This is a genomic window from Burkholderia sp. 9120, from assembly GCF_000745015.1.
In the GTDB taxonomy this organism is placed as follows: domain Bacteria; phylum Pseudomonadota; class Gammaproteobacteria; order Burkholderiales; family Burkholderiaceae; genus Paraburkholderia.
The window spans coordinates 5,688,105-5,705,152 of record NZ_JQNA01000002.1 but is presented as its reverse complement, the minus strand read 5'-3'; the positions used below and the strand labels follow the sequence as shown (position 1 = coordinate 5,705,152).

Below are 17,048 nucleotides of genomic sequence, written 5' to 3'. Positions count from 1 at the left end.
CGACCGCCCGCCTAACGGCGGATTGGGTCGCGGGCGAATGCCCGCAAAAGAGACAGGCGAGGAGACGACAGACATGCAGGAAGTGACTTTATTGATCGGCGGCGAGAGCCGTGGCGCAGCGGACGGCAAGACCTTCGAGCGGATCAATCCGGCGAATGGCCGTGCTGCGTCGCGCGCGGCCGCCGCCACGGTGGCCGACGCCGACGCGGCTGTTGAAGCCGCCGCGCGCGCGTTTCCGGCATGGTCGGCATTGGCGCCGACCGAGCGCCGCAAACGCCTGCTCGCAGCAGCCGATTTGATGGACGCCCGCGCCGCGCAGTTCATCGAAACCGGCGTGGCCGAGACCGGCGCCATGCCGAACTGGTACGGCTTCAACGTGATGCTGGCCGCCAACATGCTGCGCGAAGCCGCCGCCATGACCACGCAGATCGACGGCGATGTGATTCCGTCGGACGTGCCCGGCAGCCTCGCGATGGCGGTGCGCCAGCCGTGCGGCGTGGTGCTCGGCATGGCGCCGTGGAACGCGCCCGTCATTCTCGGCACGCGCGCCATTGCCATGCCGCTCGCGTGCGGCAACACGGTCGTGCTCAAGGCGTCGGAAGGTTGTCCGGGCGTGCATCGGCTGATTGGCAGCGTGCTGCAGGACGCGGGTCTCGGCGACGGCGTGGTGAACGTCATCACGCATGACGCCGGCAGCGCCCCGGCGATCGTCGAACGCCTGATCGCGCATCCGGCGGTGCGGCGGGTCAATTTCACCGGCTCGACGCGCGTGGGACGCATCGTCGCGGAACATGCGGCGCGGCATCTGAAGCCGGCCTTGCTCGAACTGGGCGGCAAGGCGCCCGTGCTGGTGCTCGATGACGCCGATCTGGACGCGGCGGTGGCCGCCATCGCGTTCGGCGCCTTTTTCAACCAGGGGCAGATTTGCATGTCGACGGAGCGCGTGATCGTCGACCGGAAGATTGCCGATGCGCTGGTCGAGAAACTCGCGGCCAAAGCGCGCAGCCTGAAAGCGGGCGATCCCGCGGCGGCGGATTCCGTGCTCGGCGTGCTCGAAAGCGCGGCAGCGGCGCAACGTATCGCCGCACTGGTCGACGACGCGCGGCAGCACGGCGCGACACTGCCGGTGGGTTGCTCGGTCGACGGCGCGATCCTGCAACCGGTGATCGTCGACGGCATCACGCCGGCCATGAAACTGTATGCCGAGGAATCGTTCGGCCCGGTAGTCACGGTGCAGCGCGTGGACGGCGACGAAGAAGCGCTGCGGGTGGCCAACGACAGCGACTATGGCTTGTCGGCCGCGGTCTTCAGCCGCGATGTGGCGCGCGCCTGGAACGTCGCCAAACGTGTCGAGTCCGGCATCTGCCACATCAACGGGCCGACCGTGCATGACGAAGCGCAGATGCCGTTCGGCGGTGTGAAGAAAAGCGGTTATGGCCGCTTCGGCAGCAAGGCGTCGATTGCCGAATTCACGGACCTGCGCTGGATCACGATTCAAACCGGGCCGCGCCACTATCCGATCTGATCGCGCTCGCTTCGCGCTCAAGCATTTGCATTGGGCGCGAACGCGGGTCGACCGCAGACAGCAACAGGAGACAGGCTTTGCATAACGAGCCGACACAAACGAACACGCCCGCTGCGCCGATGCGCTACCGGGTGGCGACGATCGGCGCCCCATCGTTGCGCACGCAACGGCAGGGCGAGACCTGGTATCTACGCGCGGACGAAGCGCTCGGCGCCCATCCGCAGCGGATGACCGAGCGGCTCGTAAGCGGCGCCGACGCGCATCCGGAACGCTGGCTGGCGGCGCGCCGCGGCAGCGACGGTCAATGGGTCGGCCTGAGCTACGCGAGCGCATTGCACAGCGCTCGCGCGATCGGTCAGGCACTGCTCGCTCGCGACCTTTCGGCCGAACGGCCCATCGCGATTCTGTCGGGTAACGATCTCGAGCATTTGCAAATCGCGCTCGGCGCGATGTGGGCTGGGATTCCGTATGCGGCGATCTCGCCGGCTTATGCGCTCGCTTCCGGCGACTTCGGCAAGCTGCGTCATACGATCGAACTGCTGACACCCGGTCTGGTATTCGCGAGCCACTACGACACGTTTGCCCGCGCCATTGACGCGGTCGTGCCGGCCGGCGTGGAAGTCGTGTCCGCCACGCCGCCGCGCGAGCCGGCCGCCACGCGCGGCGTGACCTCGTTGAGCGATTTGCTGGACGCCACGCCGACCACCGTCGACGCCGTTCACGCGGCGGTAAGCCCGGATTCGATCGCCAAATTTCTCTTCACGTCGGGTTCGACCAAACTGCCGAAGGCGGTGCCGACCACGCACCGCATGCTGTGCAGCAATCAGCAGATGCTGCTCGAAACCTTTCCGGAGTTCGCGACCGAGCCGCCGGTGCTGGTGGATTGGCTGCCCTGGAATCACACGTTCGGCGGCAGCCATAACGTGGGCATCGCGCTCTACAACGGCGGCACGCTCTATATCGACGACGGCAAACCGGTCAACGGCAAATTCGAGGAAACGCTGCGCAATCTGCGCGACATCGCGCCAACCATCTACTTCAATGTGCCGAAGGGATGGGAGGAACTGGCGATCGCGCTGGAGCAGGACAGCCAGTTGCGCGAGACGTTTTTCTCGCGCGTGAAGGTGTATTTCTTCTCCGGCGCGGGGTTGTCGCAAGCGGCGTGGGACCGGCTCGAACGCGTTACCGAGCAGTACTGCGGCGAGCGCATTCGCATCATGGCCGGGCTCGGTATGACGGAGACGTCGCCGTCGTGCCTGTTCACCACGGGGCCGATCATGCGGGCCGGCTATGTCGGCCTGCCGGCGCCCGGCTGCGAGGTCAAACTCGCGCCGGTCGGCGACAAACTCGAAGCGCGCTATCGCGGCCCGCACGTGATGACCGGTTATTGGCGCCCCAACGCGGCCGAGCTGGACAACGCGTTCGATGAAGAGGGGTACTTCCGCAGCGGTGACGCGTTGCGCTTTGTCGACCCGGCGCGGCCCGAGCTCGGGTTGCTGTTCGACGGCCGTATCGCGGAGGATTTCAAGCTGAGTTCGGGCACTTTCGTCAGCGTCGGACCGATGCGGGCCCGCGTGATTTCCGCAGGCGCACCCTATGTGCAGGACGTGGTGGTTGCCGGTATGAATCGCGACGACGTGGGCCTGCTGGTGTTTCCGCGCCTCGACGATTGCCGGCGGCTGGCGCATTTGCCGGCGGACGCGAGCGCGCGCGACGTGGTCGCCGCACCCGCCGTGCGTGCCCACTTTGCCGCGCTGCTCGACACGCTCAATCGCGGGGCGACCGGCGGCGCGACCACCATTGCGCGATTGCGGCTCATGGATGTGGCGCCTTCGCTCGATCTCGGTGAGATCACCGACAAAGGCTCGATCAATCAACGCGCGGTGCTGACGCAGCGGGCCGGGTTGGTCGACGCGATGTACGAGACGGCGCAGCGCGATCCGGCCGTGATCGTCGCGAGCGCCTGCCGCGCGGCATGATGCAGGCGCCGCGCCTCAATGGGACACCCGGGATGAAACTCGACCAGATCGTCGCGATCGACATGCATGTCCACGCGGAAGTCTCCTGCTGCCAGCCGCCGGACCTGTTCGGCAAGGAGTTCGACGAGGCCGCCGACAAGTACTTCGGCACCGTGCTGAAACTCGGCCGGCGGCCGACGATTCCCGAGACCATCGACCACTACCGCGAGCGCAACGTCGGCTTCGTGATGTTCACCGTGGATTGCGAAGCGAACCTGGGCCGCCGACGCATTCCGAATGAGGAGATCGCCGAATTCGCGCAGAATAACCGCGACATCATGATCGCGTTCGCGAGTATCGATCCGCACAAGGGCAAGATGGGCGTGCGCGAGGCGCGCAAGCTGGTGGAAGAGTACGGCGTGCGCGGCTTCAAGTTTCATCCCACCATGCAGGCGTTTTTCGCCAACGACCGGCTCGCGTATCCGCTCTATGAGCTGATCGCCGAATACCGGCTCACGGCGGTGTTCCATAGCGGCCATTCCGGCATGGGCTCGGGTATGCGGGGCGGCGGTGGATTGCGCTTGAAGTATTCCGAGCCGATTCATCTCGACGACGTCGCGGCGGATTTCCCCGATATGAAGATCGTGATCGCGCACCCGTCGTGGCCCTGGCAGGAGCAGGCGTTGTCGATCGCGCTGCATAAGCCCAATGTTTATATCGATCTGTCCGGCTGGTCGCCGAAGTACTTTTCGCCCGAGTTGATTCACCACGCCAACACGTTGCTGAAACGAAAGATGCTGTTCGGCTCGGACTTCCCGCTGATCCGGCCGGATCGCTGGCTGGAAGATTTCAGCGGGGCCGGTTTCAGGGAAGAGGTCCGGCCGTTGATCCTCAAACAGAACGCGGTCGAGCTGTTGGGACTGGCCGCACACGCCTGAGCAGGACGGGCAGACCGGTCAAGGCAGGGTTGGACTCGCCGCTGCACGGCGAAGGCGCTTCGCCGTATACAATTCGGCAGCGCCGGATTCTTGCCGGTTGTTTACCGGCTTTTGCCCGCTTGTTGCCAATCCTGACCTGATCCCATCCATGTCGAATCCGACCCGGGCCTTTCTTCTCGGTCCGCTGCTGAAAGGCGTTTCCCGCTCCTTCTATCTCACGCTGCGCGTGCTGCCCACCGGGATGCGCGATCCGATCGGCCTCGCGTACCTGCTGGCGCGCGCGGCCGATACGATCGCGGACACGTCGCTGATCTCGCCCGAACAGCGCCTCGCGCTGCTGCTGTCGCTGCGTGCCCAGGTGAACGGCACCACCGACGACGGCACGCTGTTCCATCGAATGGCCGCCGAAGTCGCGGGTCAGCAGACCCAGTCGGACGAAAAGGTCCTGCTCGAATCGCTCGGCCCCGCGCTCGACGTGTTGTCGCAACTGAGCGAGTCCGATCGTCAGGCCGTGCGCGGAATCGTCGCGACGCTCACCGAGGGCATGGAATTCGATCTGCGCACCTTCCCCGACGAACGCTCCGGCCAGCTCGCGGCGCTGCGCGACTACGACGACCTCGATCGCTACACGTATCTGGTGGCGGGCTGCGTCGGCGAATTCTGGACCACGATGACCTATGCGCACATGCCGGGCACGCTGAAAGAGGTGCCCGACACGATGGCGCGCCGCGGCGTGCGTTTCGGTAAAGCGCTGCAGTTGACCAACGTGCTGCGCGATTGCGGCAAGGATCTGCGGATCGGCCGCTGCTATCTGCCGCAGACGCTGCTGGATCGACACGGCCTGAGCCCGCAAGACCTGCTGCTGCCGGCCAATTCCGCGCGCGCGAAGCCGCTGCTGGTCGAGTTGCTGCGCAAGTCGCTCGAGCATTTCCGCGAAGCGCTCGATTACACGCTGACGATTCCCGCGTTTTCCGTGCGCTTGCGGCTCGCGTGTTTGTGGCCGATTCTGATCGGGCTGGAGACGCTGTTGCTGCTGGTGGATAACGACGCGTGGCTCGATCCGCAGAAAGTGTCCAAAGTACGGCGCAACCGGGTGTATCAGATCATCGCTTCGTCGCTGCTGCTGGCGCCGTCGAACGGCCTGGTGCGCAACGCGATCGAAACGCGCATCGCGCGGATCGAAGCGCGCCTGTAAAGCGCGCCTGTAAAGCGGGGCGAGCCCGCGCTTCACGTTCAGTGTGCGCGAACGTACTGAATCAAAAGCCCATGAGCCTTAGTTTGGCGGACAACCTTTCGTCCGCTTCCGGCTCATATGGCGCCTTCCGGCAAACCCCATTGCGACACCTTCGACCTGATCCGCGCCTTGGCGGCGGGCACCGTGTGCGTGAGTCATCTGCGCAATCTGATGTTTACCGATTACCACGCGAATGCCGGAATCGGGCTGGCGGCCAAGGCTTTCTACTTCGTCAGTAACTACGGCCACACCGCGGTGATCGTGTTCTTTCTGCTGAGCGGCTACTTTGTCGGCGGTTCGGTGTTGCGGCAGACGGCGGCGGGGACGTGGAGCTGGCCGCGCTATCTGACCGAGCGGCTGTCGCGGCTCTGGGTCGTGCTGATTCCGGCGTTACTGCTGACGCTATTCTGGGATCGCATGGGGATCGCGCTGGCCGGCGGACCGTTTTATCTCGGCACAGAGGGCACCTTCGATCAGCAGATCAACGTCGCGTCGCATCTCGGGCAGGCGACGTTCGCGTGCAACCTCGTATTTCTGCAAACCCTCGCATGCGGTACTTACGGATCCAACGGACCGTTATGGAGCCTCGCCAACGAGTTCTGGTACTACCTGTGGTTTCCCGCCTGCTTTGTCCTGTTGCGGCAACGCCGGGGCATTCGCGCATTCGGCGCCGCCGCGTTCGCCGTGGGCACGATGGTCGCGTTTCCGTCGCTGCTGAGCGGCTTCGGTTTGTGGCTGCTCGGCGTGTTGCTCGTGGTGCTGGAACAGCGCTTTCCGGCGCGTAGCGCGCGAACCGGGTGGCCGTGGCTCACGCTCGCCAGCGGCGCGGTGCTGCTCGCCGCGCTGGTGTGCTCGCGTCTGTTCCTGCTCGCCAACGACTGGATCGTCGGCGTACCGTGTTTCGTGTTCCTGCTTTGCATACTTTGGGAAAACGTGCGATTGCGGCCCGCGCTGTTATCGCGCATCGCGATTCGTTTTTCCGGGTTCTCGTATTCGCTGTATCTGACGCACTTCTCGTTCATTCTGTTCGTCGCCGCAGTGGGTGTCGGGCGGCGCATTCCATTCGACGGACACGGCGCGCTCGTGTTCGCGGGCATGCTGGTGCTCTGTTATGCGTACGCGTATGCGGTTTATCTGCTATTCGAACAGAATACGCGACGCGTGCAACGCGGTCTCCAGCAACTGCGTTTTCTAGGGATAAGACCTGATTCACCCGCGCCGCATAGTCCGTCACGCGGCGGCATCGGTTGATTTAATCTGGGTCATTGAAACCCCATCAATCGGGAAACCCCTAGGACCGTATGCCCATGGTTCGCGTTAGTCTCTTCCAAAGAGGAGACGAACCATGCGACAAGCGTTCTATATTGCCGTGTTGTTGTTGCTGGGCTATCTGATGGCGGATAGGGCGTTGATGCGCGCGCAAGCCGGAGAGATCGGCACCATTACGTGCCATCAAGGGGCGGCGATGGTCAAATCCAACGCGCTGAAAAAAGGCTTCGGCGACGTCGGCGCCAGCAGCCAGGGTGAAAATTTCCTGTCGAGCTGTCTCGTCACCGGCCGTGGTCAGGTGGGCGATCTGATCGCGCGCGAATGACCGGCGTGTGACATAAAGAAAGGCGCGGGGAAAAAAGCGCCCGGACCGCACGGGTCCAGGCGAAGTCATCGGGAGCCCGATGACGGAGGTACTGGATACAGAACTGGCCCGCGATCGGGGAAACTCGGTCGCGGGCCAGTTTGTTTGAATCGTTGCGCGCCGACACGGCGCGCTGGGCGTTGGCGCTGACTGGCCGGTCGCAGCTTGCTGGCTGCGCGTCTTATGCCAGATCAAGACCTCGCCATCTTCATCAACCGTGGCTTAGTGGCCGAAGTAAGTCGACTTCGGACCGTTATCTAGCGCCACCGGATGGCCGCCTTGCGACGAGCCGCTTACCACGCCACCGTAGCCCGATTGCGCAGCCTGCGCGGTGCCGTTCTGTTCGGCGACGCGAGCCTGAGCGGCTTGAATGTCAGCCGGGTAATACGGGTCGGCGCGACCCGGTTGATAACCGGCCTGTTCCAGTTGAATCAATTCCGAGCGCACCTGGGCGCGAGTCGCGGGCTGGTTGGACTGGGCAAACGAAGCAACGGGAGCGGCCAGCGCAGCGGCGATAACAACAGCTTGAATGAGCGATTTCATGATGAACTACCTCCAGTTCGGGTCTTTGTCGCGCTACGAACGTTGTTGTTCGTAGTCAGTGATTGCATTGTAGTTTTGCGATCTGGGCAGAGTAATCACCAAAACAGGTAATGTTTGTTGTGAAATCTGAGACAAATTCCCGGCGCGCCCGAGAATGACGATGCATGCGACTAGCGGTTATCTGTTCGCGTGCATCGTCCGGGTTGCTCGACGTCCTTCGTCAATTGCCACCTTTGAATAGCTCCTGCAGACGGGCTGCTTCAGCGCCTTTCTGCGATTGCACGAGTTGCTGATAGACGTCGGCTCGCGTCAGCGCCTGCGCACGCGCGGGGCCGCCTGACATCGAGGTAGTGGTGGGTTGTCCGCCGACCGAGTCGGCGACGGCGGGTTGAGCTTGTGCGGTGTTTTCCGTGCCGGCATCCTGAGCGTGGGCCTGCGCTTGCCACGCCAATGCACCAAGCAATCCGCTTGCGATGATCAGAGCCTTCTTCATGTCCATCTCCTTCAACTATAGGGACATCGCATGCGCGACGCCGTATTGCGGAAGTCCCGCCAGATCGGCTCGCAATACCTGCGGGCGTGGCCGGCGGAACAGAAGGTGGAGACGATCACCGGCTGCCTGGTCGAATTCTGCACAGCGCACCAGAGAGGTGCGGTATCGAAAGACTTCGTGTAGCAACGGGGAGGTGCACGCTGAGACGTTTATTGTTCGGCGACACTCAGAGAGTCAGGCTTGTCTTCACCATGACAAGGAGACGGATGGCTTGCGATGAATTTCAAGCATTAATCAGCCATGCTGAATGCGGATGCGGCGCTGTTCGGTTGGGGTCAACAGCGGGTCCGCGGGCAGTGCGGAGTGAACCAACACAAGCGCTGAATTCAAGGCATCGACATGAATCAGCTACGGTATCCGAATCAATCGCCCGACCGATTCACGACATGGAAAGCTCCGGATCGCAAACGGGAAGGCGTTCGTAAACCTGCTCCAGCACGCCGGATTTTCGCCATGTCATATACCGGAGATAGCAGGTCTGTTGCGGAGGAAACGTGGCGGGAAGCCGGTGCCATTTTTCCTTGTGCTGATGGAGCCAGAGTATCGCGTTGAGAATTTCCCGATCGCTACGGCGAGGCCGCCCGCGCGCAGAGGGAAGTTCGGGAAACAGACTCTGGACGCGAGCCCAATCGGCGTCGGAGAGAGGGATGTGTAGCATCGGCTGCCTGAATGACTATGTGGAGGAGTCGCGGTCGTCGCATGCTGCGCTGAAGCCGATACTAGTTAATCTTTTTGGCTCGGTCAAACGGTCTTGCGCTGATATATCGCGATGAAAACGTTTCTGCTTTAATTCCTTTCCGTCATGTTGCACGGTGTGCTGCTTCACGGGCTCCCAGCGATTTACCATTGTCGTCTCGCGCAAACATTGCGGCGGTCTGGTTCGCGTAACGTTAAGCGTGATGCTACGTAACAGGCGAGCCAAAACGCGCATTTCCGAAACTTGAAAGGCGCGTGGGGAGGTTTCATTTCGCGGGCGCGAAGCTTTACGCAACGAGGATCTCCGGTTGCCGCTCGTGTTTCATACTGCTGTTGCGATAGCGCTTGGCATAACCCATGCATACGTTAGCGAGGTTCAATCAATTCGTCTCCGCCATGCACACGCTCGACTACCTACAACCCTTCTCGCATGCAACGACGTTGATCGCGCGTGTTGCGTGTGTCGCACAGAATGACGCGGACGACTCGCGTGATCCGTCGTCGGGTCTGAGTGAACTCGAAAATCGGGTTCGCGATGGACTGCGCGCGGGCGAGTTTCATCTCGTGTATCAAGGGGCTTATCGTGCGCCGGGTGTCGCGACAGCCGCGAGCGGCACGCCGGCGCGTCTCGAAGCGCAGGTGCGCTGGACGCATCCCGATTACGGGTTGTTGCTTCCCGGCATCTTCATGATGCCGCTCGAACACCCGCAGCTCGCGCTGGAAATGGCGCGCTTCGTGGTGGACGGCGTATGCCGTGAATTGCGTGACTGTCTCGCCGCGCGCTTGCCGCTGCGGCCGGTTGCGATCACGGTGCCTGCGCGAGTGGCGATACTCGGTTCGTTCGCGGAAGATCTCGTGCGTGTCGCCGCGTTATATGACGTGCCCGCGCATCTGCTCGATATCGAAGTGGCCGATAGCGCCGAGGCCGCAAAACTCCTGTCATTGCGCACGCTGACCGCCGGTCTGCGCGACGCGGGCGCCGGTATTTCGCTGGGCAAGTGGGGTAACGGCGCTTCGTCGCTGGCGCTGCTCGGTGGGCTCGATGTCGACACCATCACCATTGCACGCGATTTGATGGCCACGGTGCCGCGCGATTCGCGTGCGAATGTGGTGATGACGGCACTGATGGATCTGCTGCATGCACTCGATGTGCAGGTGGTGGTGAACGGCGTCGATACCGAAGCGCAGTTGGAGTGGTTGAAGCGCTGGCCGCAAGCGCTGCTGCAAGGGTCGCTGTTCTCGCGACCGCAAGCGGGTTTGGCCAGTGTGCTGACGCGACGATTGTGATGCGGCGTGCCGGTCGAGCGTCGATAGTGGGTCTCGCTTTCGACCGGCGTTCGCTTTGCGTTGAGCCGCGTACCGATATCCAGAACCTAGTTGAACACACGCGAGAGTCTCGCGAATAACCCATTCTTTGCGATCCATTCGGCGTAGGCCCGGTAGTCGGGATCGTTCATCAGGTGTCGCTCTTCGGTCTTCGCGCGCAGGAAATACAGCATGTTCACCGCTGCGAGCGCGAAGCAATGCGTGAGCGCGACACGCCAGCCCAACGGTTCGATGAACGGCACCGCGACCATCCAGTACGACAGGTTCTTCGCGATGTAGGCGGGATGTTTCGTGAACCGGTAAGGCCCCGACGTGACGATGCCGCGATTGGTCAGGTTCGAGAACCGCAAGCCGAACGAGATCGTGGCGAGCGCGTAGCACGTCAGCAGCGCAATGATGACGCTGCCCCAGATCACGCGCAGTACCGGCACTGAAATGAGCCAGTTGTCCCAGAACATCGAGCCTTCGTAATGGATGTACTGGTTCGAGATCAACGACCAGAACGGCTGATAGCAGATCAACGCGACGAGCCAGCCGAGGGCGGTCGGCTCCGCGCTGCGCACGTGACTGTCGAGTAGGCGCAGCGTGCAGAGGTAGCCTACTGTGCCGAACATCAGATCCATCGCGAACGACAGGTCGTACATGAAGCGGAACGTCGCGAGCGAGAAGGGCGCGTTCAGCGCGATGGTCAGCGACGCGTTGAGGTGATCCGCGTTGGTGGACAGGTAGACGATCATCAACGGCAGGAAGAACGCCTTCACCATCCAGCCCGCCAGCATTTCGCGCACCGGGCGCCAATTCGCCGGACGCTCGCCGCGAAACAGCAGACGCGCCCACTGCAGATACGCGTCGTCGGTTTCGCGCTGATGGCGGTCCATCCACGCGAAGTAGAACGGCGCGACCACGACAACATAAGGCGCGAGCGTGCGGATCAGCGACCAGAACGGGTTGTAGAACGCGCCGTGATATTCGGGCAGCAGCCAGTAGAGCATGCCGATGCCCGCGTAGACCGAGGTAAGCGCGGCCAGGCGCGCCGTCACTCGCGCGAGACTCAGCGGACGCACCGCGCGGCTCGTCAGGCCAGCGCTTGGGCGCAGGTAGACGCGGGCGACGAACAGTTCATAGGTGGCGATGGTGGCGATGATCGCGAGGCAGGCGGCCGTGCTGCGGGTCGCGCCGTCGAGCGCGGTGCTGTCGCGCAGGAGCCAGAGCGTGAGCAGGCCGGCGGCGATGCCGAGCAGACCGATGGAGAACGGCGTCGCGGTTCGCGGTCGGGTGTCGTGGACGTGCGCTACGGTATCGAAGGTTGAGTTCATGTCATCCTCGTAGTCATGACATCGGAGGTGGCCGGGTTGTTGGTTTTTTGAGGCCCGGGCACCGCGGTGAATTGCTGGTTTTGGAGCTTGTTAAGGGGGGTGCTTTGAAGTGCTGCGTCGAGGTGTTGCCTCGAAGTACTGAGAAGTACTCCCTCGAAGCACTACCTCAACTACCGGCTCGAATCGCTGCGTCAGGTACTCCATCGAAGCACGCCGCCGAATTGCGGCGTCCGAAGTACTCCTTCGCGGCGCCGCGCTTCACACGGTCATCTACTTGCCTGCCGTGACACCGCCGAGTAATCCGCCGACCAGGTTAGTCACCGGTGCAAGCGGGTTCTTGTTTGACGAACCGCTGCCGCCCGAACCGCTGGCGGAACCGCCCGTGAGACCTCCGATCAGCCCCGTCACCGGATTGGCCGCGGCACCGCCTTGCGACGCGCTGACGCTGCCCGTTACGCTGACCGTCAACGAGCCGACCAGGCTGACGACCGGGGTGAGCGGACCACCCGCGCCGGTAGTGCCGCCGAGCGAGCCGACCTTGCCGAGCAGACCCGTGATCGGTGTCAGCAGACCCCCTACGCCGCCCGCGCCACCTGAACCGCCGACACCGCCGAGCGACCCCAGGTTGCCGATCAATCCCGTCAACGGCGGAATCGAGATCGACCCGCCGCCCGTTCCGCCGAGTCCGCCGAGTCCACCGAGTCCACCGAGTCCACCGAGTCCACCGAGCGGCCCGAGCAGACCTGTGATCGGTGCGAGCGGATTGGTGGTCGCTCCGGTGAACAGGCCGCCCGTGCTCGTGACGGTTTTGCCCAACTGGCTCACCACGCCGCCGATGTCCTTGCCGACCTGATCGCCGGTGGCGCCCGACACTTTGATGCCGGCCGCGTCGAGTCCGTTGCCTAGCGTGCCGAGCAGGTTGTTGAGCGGTGAGCCGAGGCCGGTGGCGTTGCCGAGCGTCTGCGTCGTGTTCGAGACGGTCAGCGTGATCGGGTTGATCGCCGAGCTGAGTTGCGTCTCGAGTTGCTGAACGGGCGCGCTGGAGAGCGCGGTGTTCAATCCCGAGCCGACGGATGTGACGCCTTTGCCCACATCGCCGACGACGCCGCCGAGCGCGGACGTCACGGGAGCGAGCGGTGACAGCGGACCGCTGCCCAGGCTCGACACCACGCCGCCGACGGCGGTCACCGCGGCGCCAGTGTTGGAGACCACGCCGGAGGTGGAGGTGAGCGTCGGGCCGAGCGGATTGGCGGCGCTGCCCACGGTGCCGAGACCTGCGGCCGTGCCGTTGCCGAGCACCTTCACGCCGTTGCCGAGATCGGTGAGGGCATTACCGAGGTTGGTTGTCGTTCCGCTGTCGACGCCGGGGATCGACGTACCGTTGACCTTGCTGCCGGTATCGGCGACGGTCGTGCCCACGGCGGTGATCAGGTTGCCGCCTTGGGTGATGATGTTGCCGAGCGGAGTGGAGGAGGTGCCCGAGGTGCCGGAAGTGCCCGAAGTGCCCGAAGTGCCCGAAGTGCCGGAAGTACCCGAGGTGCCCGAAGTGCCCGAAGTGCCCGAAGTGCCCGAAGTGCCCGAAGTGCCGGAAGTACCCGAGGTGCCCGAGGTGCCCGAAGTACCCGAGGTGCCGGAAGTACCCGAGGTGCCTGAGGTGCCGGAAGTGCCGGAAGTGCCCGAAGTACCCGAAGTACCCGAAGTACCCGAAGTACCCGAAGTACCCGAAGTGCCCGAAGTGCCCGAAGTGCCCGAAGTGCCGGAAGTGCCGGAAGTGCCGGAAGTGCCGGAAGTACCTGAAGTACCCGAAGTACCCGAAGTACCCGAAGTACCCGAAGTACCCGAAGTACCCGAAGTACCCGAAGTACCCGAAGTGCCCGAAGTGCCCGAAGTACCCGAAGTGCCCGAAGTGCCCGAAGTGCCCGAAGTGCCCGAAGTGCCCGAAGTGCCGGAAGTACCTGAAGTACCCGAAGTACCGGAAGTACCCGAAGTGCCCGAAGTGCCCGAAGTGCCCGAAGTGCCCGAAGTGCCCGAAGTGCCGGAAGTACCTGAAGTACCCGAAGTACCGGAAGTACCCGAAGTGCCCGATGTGCCCGAAGTGCCCGAAGTGCCCGATGTGCCCGAGGTGCCCGAAGTACCCGAAGTGCCCGAAGTGCCCGAAGTGCCCGAAGTGCCCGAAGTGCCCGAAGTACCTGAGGTGCCCGAAGTACCTGAGGTGCCCGAAGTACCCGAAGTACCCGAAGTACCCGAAGTGCCCGAAGTGCCCGAAGTGCCCGAAGTACCCGAAGTACCCGAAGTACCCGAAGTACCCGAAGTACCCGAAGTACCCGAAGTACCCGAAGTACCCGAAGTACCCGAAGTACCCGAAGTACCCGAAGTACCCGAGCTACCACCCGACGTCCCTGAAGTCCCACTCCCCGACGTCCCTCCCAACCCACCGCCGCCTAACCCACTAGTACCGCCGGGGCTAATCGTCGATCCACAACCATAGAGGGCGAGTAATGTTGACGTCGCGACAGCGATGGCTGTCCGACCGGCGAATTTGCGCATGATGTCCCCGTTGAGCGACTAATGGTGGAGTCATCATTGCAAGTTGCACGCCAATTGTGGCTTATGTCTCGATCCGGCAAATTCGACAAAAAATGATCGTCATAGCCGCAGAAAATCAGAATTTACTTCGACAAAAACGCAAATTCCCCCTTGTTCTCAAGGCCATGTTCCGATGCGTGCTACGTAACGTCCCGAGCCGCCGTAACGGCGTGAAGCCACCAAAACGATCCAAACAACCCAAACAACCCAAACGACCCAAACCATAAAACCGTCAACCCAGCAGCCCCATCGCCCGCACCCTCAACTGCCCCGCAGCCACTCACTCAAAACGCAGCCGCATAAATCGCCAGCGCATCGGCCTCGCTAACCGGCCGCGGATTGTTCACCAGCAGCCGCGTCTGCAACATCGCGTCGCTCGCCATCCGCTCCAGCCCGCTGATCTCAATGCCGACATCGCGCAGCCGCGCCGGAATCGCGGTCGCCGCGATCATCTGTTCGAGTCGCTGGATCAGCGCCTGAGTCTTGCTCTCGTCGCTGCCCGTCACGCCCGGCACGACGACGTCGGCAAGCTCCGCATACAGCGGCGCGGCGGCCGCGGCGTTGAAGCGCAACACGTGCGGCAAGACGAGCGCATTCGAAAGACCATGCGGCACGTGATAAATACCGCCGATCGGATAAGCCAGCGCATGCACCGCGGCGACCGGCGAGTTGGCGAACGCCTGGCCCGCGAAGGTCGCGCCCAGCAGCATCGCCTCGCGCGCCTGACGGTTGTGGCCGTCCTCGCAGGCGGGCAGCAGATTGCGCGACAGCAGATCCAGCGCTTTTACCGCTAGCAGATCAGAGACGGGATTCTTCAGGTGCGCGGACGTGTACGCCTCGATGGCGTGCACCATCGCATCGACACCGGTCGCCGCCGTCGCCGCGACGGGCAGCCCGAGCGTGAGTTCCGCGTCGAGAATCGCCAGATCCGCGATCAGTTGCGGCGCGACCACGCCCATTTTCTTCGCCTCGCCGACCGTCACGATCGACACGGCGGTGACTTCGGAACCGGTGCCCGCGGTCGTCGGCATCTGCACGAGCGGCAGGCGCGACGCGGTGACCTTGTTGACGCCGTACATCTCGCTGAGCTCCTGCTGCCGTTGCGGCGCCAGCACGGCGATCAGTTTCGCCACGTCCATCGACGATCCGCCGCCGAGCCCCAGCACGAGTTCGGCGCCGGCAATCCGCGTCCGCGACGTCGCTTCGAGCACGATGTGTTCGGGCGGATCGGCGATCACGTCGTGGATCACGGTGGCGTTCCAGCCGTGCGCAGCAAGATCGGCAAGCGCGGGATCCAGCAGACCGCTCGCGTGAAGAAAACCGTCCGTCACTACGCACACGCGCGCAAGCGAAGGAAATTGCGCGCGCAACAAAGCGCCGAGCCGGCGCGCCGCACCATACTCGACGACCAGCGTCGGCACAGTCTGAAAACGGAAGGCGTTGGTCATGCCGTGTCTCCTGGCACCATATGACTCGACACTTCACGCCGATCTAGCAGCGGAATGATGGTGCCGAAGCCAAGGCGCTGAAAGTGTTCGGTGTCGCGATGCTCGGCGAGGCCGTCGGCGTCGCTGTACTGCTCCAGGATCACGAAGTGATCCGGATTCAGCGGCGAGCGGAAAAATTCGTAGTAGAGATTCTTGGGCTCGGCGCGGGTGGCCGCGGCGAGCTGCGTCAGCGGCTCGATCAGCGCATCGCCGTTACCGGGTTTGGCGAAATAATTGGCGATCACCTGCAGATAAGCATGGGCCATCGAACGACTCCGGCAAGTAGGGTAGGTCTACGCGCGCCGATCACGGCGCGAGCCTGGGCACAGGCATCAGTTTTACCAGATTCGGATCGTTTTGCTCGCGAGGCTTGACTTGGCGCGGCCATCATCCACATCGTGACGAACTCGGCCTGTCCGCTGCGGCGAACTATCGCGCCCCGAAGCTTATTCAAAAATGAATATTGAGAATCATTCGCGTTTGCGATAAATTGGCGCCCTTCCTTTTAGAAAGCGGAGCGAATGTATGGCTGAGCTGTTCGTCCGGCGGGAGTCTTCAACAGCGATACCCCTGTCGGCGATCGAAGCCGGCGTCGCTTGTCCGCCTGCGTCGCGGCCTATGCGCGAGCGAGGTCGCGCGGTCGACTGGAAGAAGGCCGCGCTGCTCGACGTGCTGATCGACAACCGGCCGATGCTCGTCGAGCTGGCGTGCAGCTTCGTGGGTTGCGCAAGCCTTGCGGAAGACGTGGTGCATGACGTTTTCATCAAGCTCGTCGACTTCCGCGATCAGGAGGCCGTTCGTCAACCGGTGGCCTACGTAACCCGCATGGTGCACAACGCTTCTGTCGATGCGTCGCGCCGCCAGAGTCAGGAAGGCACGTATCACGCCGACCAGGATCACGGTCTGCACGTACCTTCGCCTGAGCCTTCGCCCGAAGCGGCGCTGCTTATGCGCGACACGCTGCGGCACGTTTACAACGCGCTCGAACAATTGCCGCCGCGCAGCCGCGCGGCATTCGAAATGGTGCGCTTGCGCGAGGAAACGCTGCAAAACACGGCCCGCGCGCTCGACGTTTCGCCGACGCGGGTTCACGTCATGGTGCGCGACGCCGAGCGCCATTGCGCCGACAGTCTCGACGCGTGCAATCGTGGCGTGGACGGTGCCGGGTTCTGCAGCGGCCGCGGCGCGCGCCGACGGTAAACCGACACCAGCCTATATCGAGCGGCCGAGCGCTCCGCTTTGCTGCCGCGAGC

17 protein-coding genes and 1 pseudogene are annotated in these 17,048 nt (G+C 63.3%); 11 read left to right on the top strand and 7 right to left on the bottom strand.

All coding sequences use genetic code 11. The annotated features are described in order from the left end of the window. Positions 1-73 precede the first annotated feature (73 nt). The 6 genes from FA94_RS33350 (at position 74) to FA94_RS33325 (ending at position 7,249) form a co-directional block, all read left to right on the top strand. Positions 74-1,525: an aldehyde dehydrogenase gene (locus tag FA94_RS33350; RefSeq protein WP_035559748.1), complete on the top strand. Its 1,452-nt coding sequence runs from the start codon at positions 74-76 to the stop codon at positions 1,523-1,525. Positions 1,526-1,602: 77 nt separating this feature from the next. Then, positions 1,603-3,504, top strand: coding sequence for a feruloyl-CoA synthase (locus FA94_RS33345; protein ID WP_035559746.1), 1,902 nt, complete (start codon positions 1,603-1,605; stop codon positions 3,502-3,504). 32 nt (positions 3,505-3,536) lie between these two features. Beyond that, positions 3,537-4,421: an amidohydrolase family protein gene (locus FA94_RS33340; RefSeq protein WP_035559743.1), complete on the top strand. Its 885-nt coding sequence runs from the start codon at positions 3,537-3,539 to the stop codon at positions 4,419-4,421. Between the two features lie 148 nt (positions 4,422-4,569). Further along, positions 4,570-5,616 (top strand): phytoene/squalene synthase family protein, encoded by a 1,047-nt coding sequence (locus FA94_RS33335; protein WP_035559740.1) that lies wholly within the window; start codon positions 4,570-4,572, stop codon positions 5,614-5,616. A gap of 117 nt (positions 5,617-5,733) precedes the next feature. After that, positions 5,734-6,906, top strand: coding sequence for an acyltransferase family protein (locus FA94_RS33330; RefSeq protein WP_035559737.1), 1,173 nt, complete (start codon positions 5,734-5,736; stop codon positions 6,904-6,906). 94 nt (positions 6,907-7,000) lie between these two features. After that, positions 7,001-7,249 carry a hypothetical protein gene (locus FA94_RS33325; protein ID WP_035559734.1) on the top strand — a complete coding sequence of 83 codons (249 nt, stop codon included), beginning with the start codon at positions 7,001-7,003 and terminating at the stop codon, positions 7,247-7,249. 261 nt (positions 7,250-7,510) lie between these two features. Here FA94_RS33325 and FA94_RS33320 read toward each other — a convergent pair whose 3' ends face one another. Both FA94_RS33320 and FA94_RS33315 read right to left on the bottom strand, forming a co-directional pair. Continuing rightward, positions 7,511-7,831: a DUF4148 domain-containing protein gene (locus tag FA94_RS33320; protein ID WP_035559731.1), complete on the bottom strand. Its 321-nt coding sequence runs from the start codon at positions 7,829-7,831 to the stop codon at positions 7,511-7,513. A gap of 220 nt (positions 7,832-8,051) precedes the next feature. After that, positions 8,052-8,324 (bottom strand): hypothetical protein, encoded by a 273-nt coding sequence (locus tag FA94_RS33315; RefSeq protein ID WP_035559729.1) that lies wholly within the window; start codon positions 8,322-8,324, stop codon positions 8,052-8,054. 30 nt (positions 8,325-8,354) lie between these two features. Between FA94_RS33315 and FA94_RS38950 the strand changes: the two genes are divergently transcribed. Further along, positions 8,355-8,507 carry a hypothetical protein gene (locus FA94_RS38950; RefSeq protein ID WP_156126766.1) on the top strand — a complete coding sequence of 51 codons (153 nt, stop codon included), beginning with the start codon at positions 8,355-8,357 and terminating at the stop codon, positions 8,505-8,507. Between the two features lie 256 nt (positions 8,508-8,763). Here FA94_RS38950 and FA94_RS38345 read toward each other — a convergent pair whose 3' ends face one another. Next, positions 8,764-9,042, bottom strand: coding sequence for a transposase (locus FA94_RS38345; RefSeq protein WP_081936286.1), 279 nt, complete (start codon positions 9,040-9,042; stop codon positions 8,764-8,766). 395 nt (positions 9,043-9,437) lie between these two features. Between FA94_RS38345 and FA94_RS33310 the strand changes: the two genes are divergently transcribed. Further along, positions 9,438-10,367, top strand: coding sequence for an EAL domain-containing protein (locus tag FA94_RS33310; protein ID WP_035559727.1), 930 nt, complete (start codon positions 9,438-9,440; stop codon positions 10,365-10,367). 86 nt (positions 10,368-10,453) lie between these two features. Here the strand turns inward: FA94_RS33310 and FA94_RS33305 are convergent, their stop codons facing one another. Further along, positions 10,454-11,722 carry an isoprenylcysteine carboxylmethyltransferase family protein gene (locus FA94_RS33305; protein ID WP_035559725.1) on the bottom strand — a complete coding sequence of 423 codons (1,269 nt, stop codon included), beginning with the start codon at positions 11,720-11,722 and terminating at the stop codon, positions 10,454-10,456. A gap of 270 nt (positions 11,723-11,992) precedes the next feature. Further along, positions 11,993-13,141, bottom strand: coding sequence for a collagen-like triple helix repeat-containing protein (locus tag FA94_RS39830; protein ID WP_286166112.1), 1,149 nt, complete (start codon positions 13,139-13,141; stop codon positions 11,993-11,995). Here FA94_RS39830 and FA94_RS40025 point away from each other — a divergent pair. Beyond that, a pseudogene (locus FA94_RS40025) lies at positions 13,134-13,445 on the top strand (hypothetical protein); the annotation flags it as partial. The gene FA94_RS39830 and the pseudogene FA94_RS40025 overlap by 8 nt on opposite strands. A gap of 210 nt (positions 13,446-13,655) precedes the next feature. Then, a complete protein-coding gene (locus FA94_RS40020; protein ID WP_502690851.1) occupies positions 13,656-14,210 on the top strand; it encodes a hypothetical protein in 555 nt (184 codons plus the stop codon). A gap of 382 nt (positions 14,211-14,592) precedes the next feature. On the opposite strand, the gene FA94_RS33290 is transcribed toward FA94_RS40020, so the two are convergent. After that, complete coding sequence (locus FA94_RS33290) at positions 14,593-15,756, bottom strand: iron-containing alcohol dehydrogenase (RefSeq protein WP_035559723.1); 1,164 nt, start codon at positions 15,754-15,756, stop codon at positions 14,593-14,595. Beyond that, complete coding sequence (locus FA94_RS33285) at positions 15,753-16,061, bottom strand: putative quinol monooxygenase (RefSeq protein ID WP_035559721.1); 309 nt, start codon at positions 16,059-16,061, stop codon at positions 15,753-15,755. The genes FA94_RS33290 and FA94_RS33285 overlap by 4 nt, the downstream gene beginning before the upstream one ends. Positions 16,062-16,320: 259 nt before the next feature. Between FA94_RS33285 and FA94_RS33280 the strand changes: the two genes are divergently transcribed. Beyond that, a complete protein-coding gene (locus FA94_RS33280) occupies positions 16,321-16,995 on the top strand; it encodes an RNA polymerase factor sigma-70 (protein WP_035559719.1) in 675 nt (224 codons plus the stop codon). Positions 16,996-17,048: the final 53 nt, after the last annotated feature.

Excerpts from the sequence above, each read along its gene's own strand:
- FA94_RS33325 (WP_035559734.1), top strand. The coding sequence starts at position 7,001 with ATGCGACAAGCGTTCTATATTGCCGTGTTGTTGTTGCTGGGCTATCTG.
- FA94_RS33330 (WP_035559737.1), top strand. The coding sequence starts at position 5,734 with ATGGCGCCTTCCGGCAAACCCCATTGCGACACCTTCGACCTGATCCGC.
- FA94_RS33315 (WP_035559729.1), bottom strand. The coding sequence starts at position 8,324 with ATGAAGAAGGCTCTGATCATCGCAAGCGGATTGCTTGGTGCATTGGCG.
- FA94_RS33310 (WP_035559727.1), top strand. The coding sequence starts at position 9,438 with ATGCATACGTTAGCGAGGTTCAATCAATTCGTCTCCGCCATGCACACG.
- FA94_RS33290 (WP_035559723.1), bottom strand. The coding sequence starts at position 15,756 with ATGACCAACGCCTTCCGTTTTCAGACTGTGCCGACGCTGGTCGTCGAG.
- FA94_RS33320 (WP_035559731.1), bottom strand. The coding sequence starts at position 7,831 with ATGAAATCGCTCATTCAAGCTGTTGTTATCGCCGCTGCGCTGGCCGCT.
- FA94_RS33350 (WP_035559748.1), top strand. The coding sequence starts at position 74 with ATGCAGGAAGTGACTTTATTGATCGGCGGCGAGAGCCGTGGCGCAGCG.
- FA94_RS33340 (WP_035559743.1), top strand. The coding sequence starts at position 3,537 with ATGAAACTCGACCAGATCGTCGCGATCGACATGCATGTCCACGCGGAA.
- FA94_RS33285 (WP_035559721.1), bottom strand. The coding sequence starts at position 16,061 with ATGGCCCATGCTTATCTGCAGGTGATCGCCAATTATTTCGCCAAACCC.
- FA94_RS38950 (WP_156126766.1), top strand. The coding sequence starts at position 8,355 with ATGCGCGACGCCGTATTGCGGAAGTCCCGCCAGATCGGCTCGCAATAC.
- FA94_RS33335 (WP_035559740.1), top strand. The coding sequence starts at position 4,570 with ATGTCGAATCCGACCCGGGCCTTTCTTCTCGGTCCGCTGCTGAAAGGC.
- FA94_RS38345 (WP_081936286.1), bottom strand. The coding sequence starts at position 9,042 with ATGCTACACATCCCTCTCTCCGACGCCGATTGGGCTCGCGTCCAGAGT.
- FA94_RS33280 (WP_035559719.1), top strand. The coding sequence starts at position 16,321 with ATGGCTGAGCTGTTCGTCCGGCGGGAGTCTTCAACAGCGATACCCCTG.
- FA94_RS33305 (WP_035559725.1), bottom strand. The coding sequence starts at position 11,722 with ATGAACTCAACCTTCGATACCGTAGCGCACGTCCACGACACCCGACCG.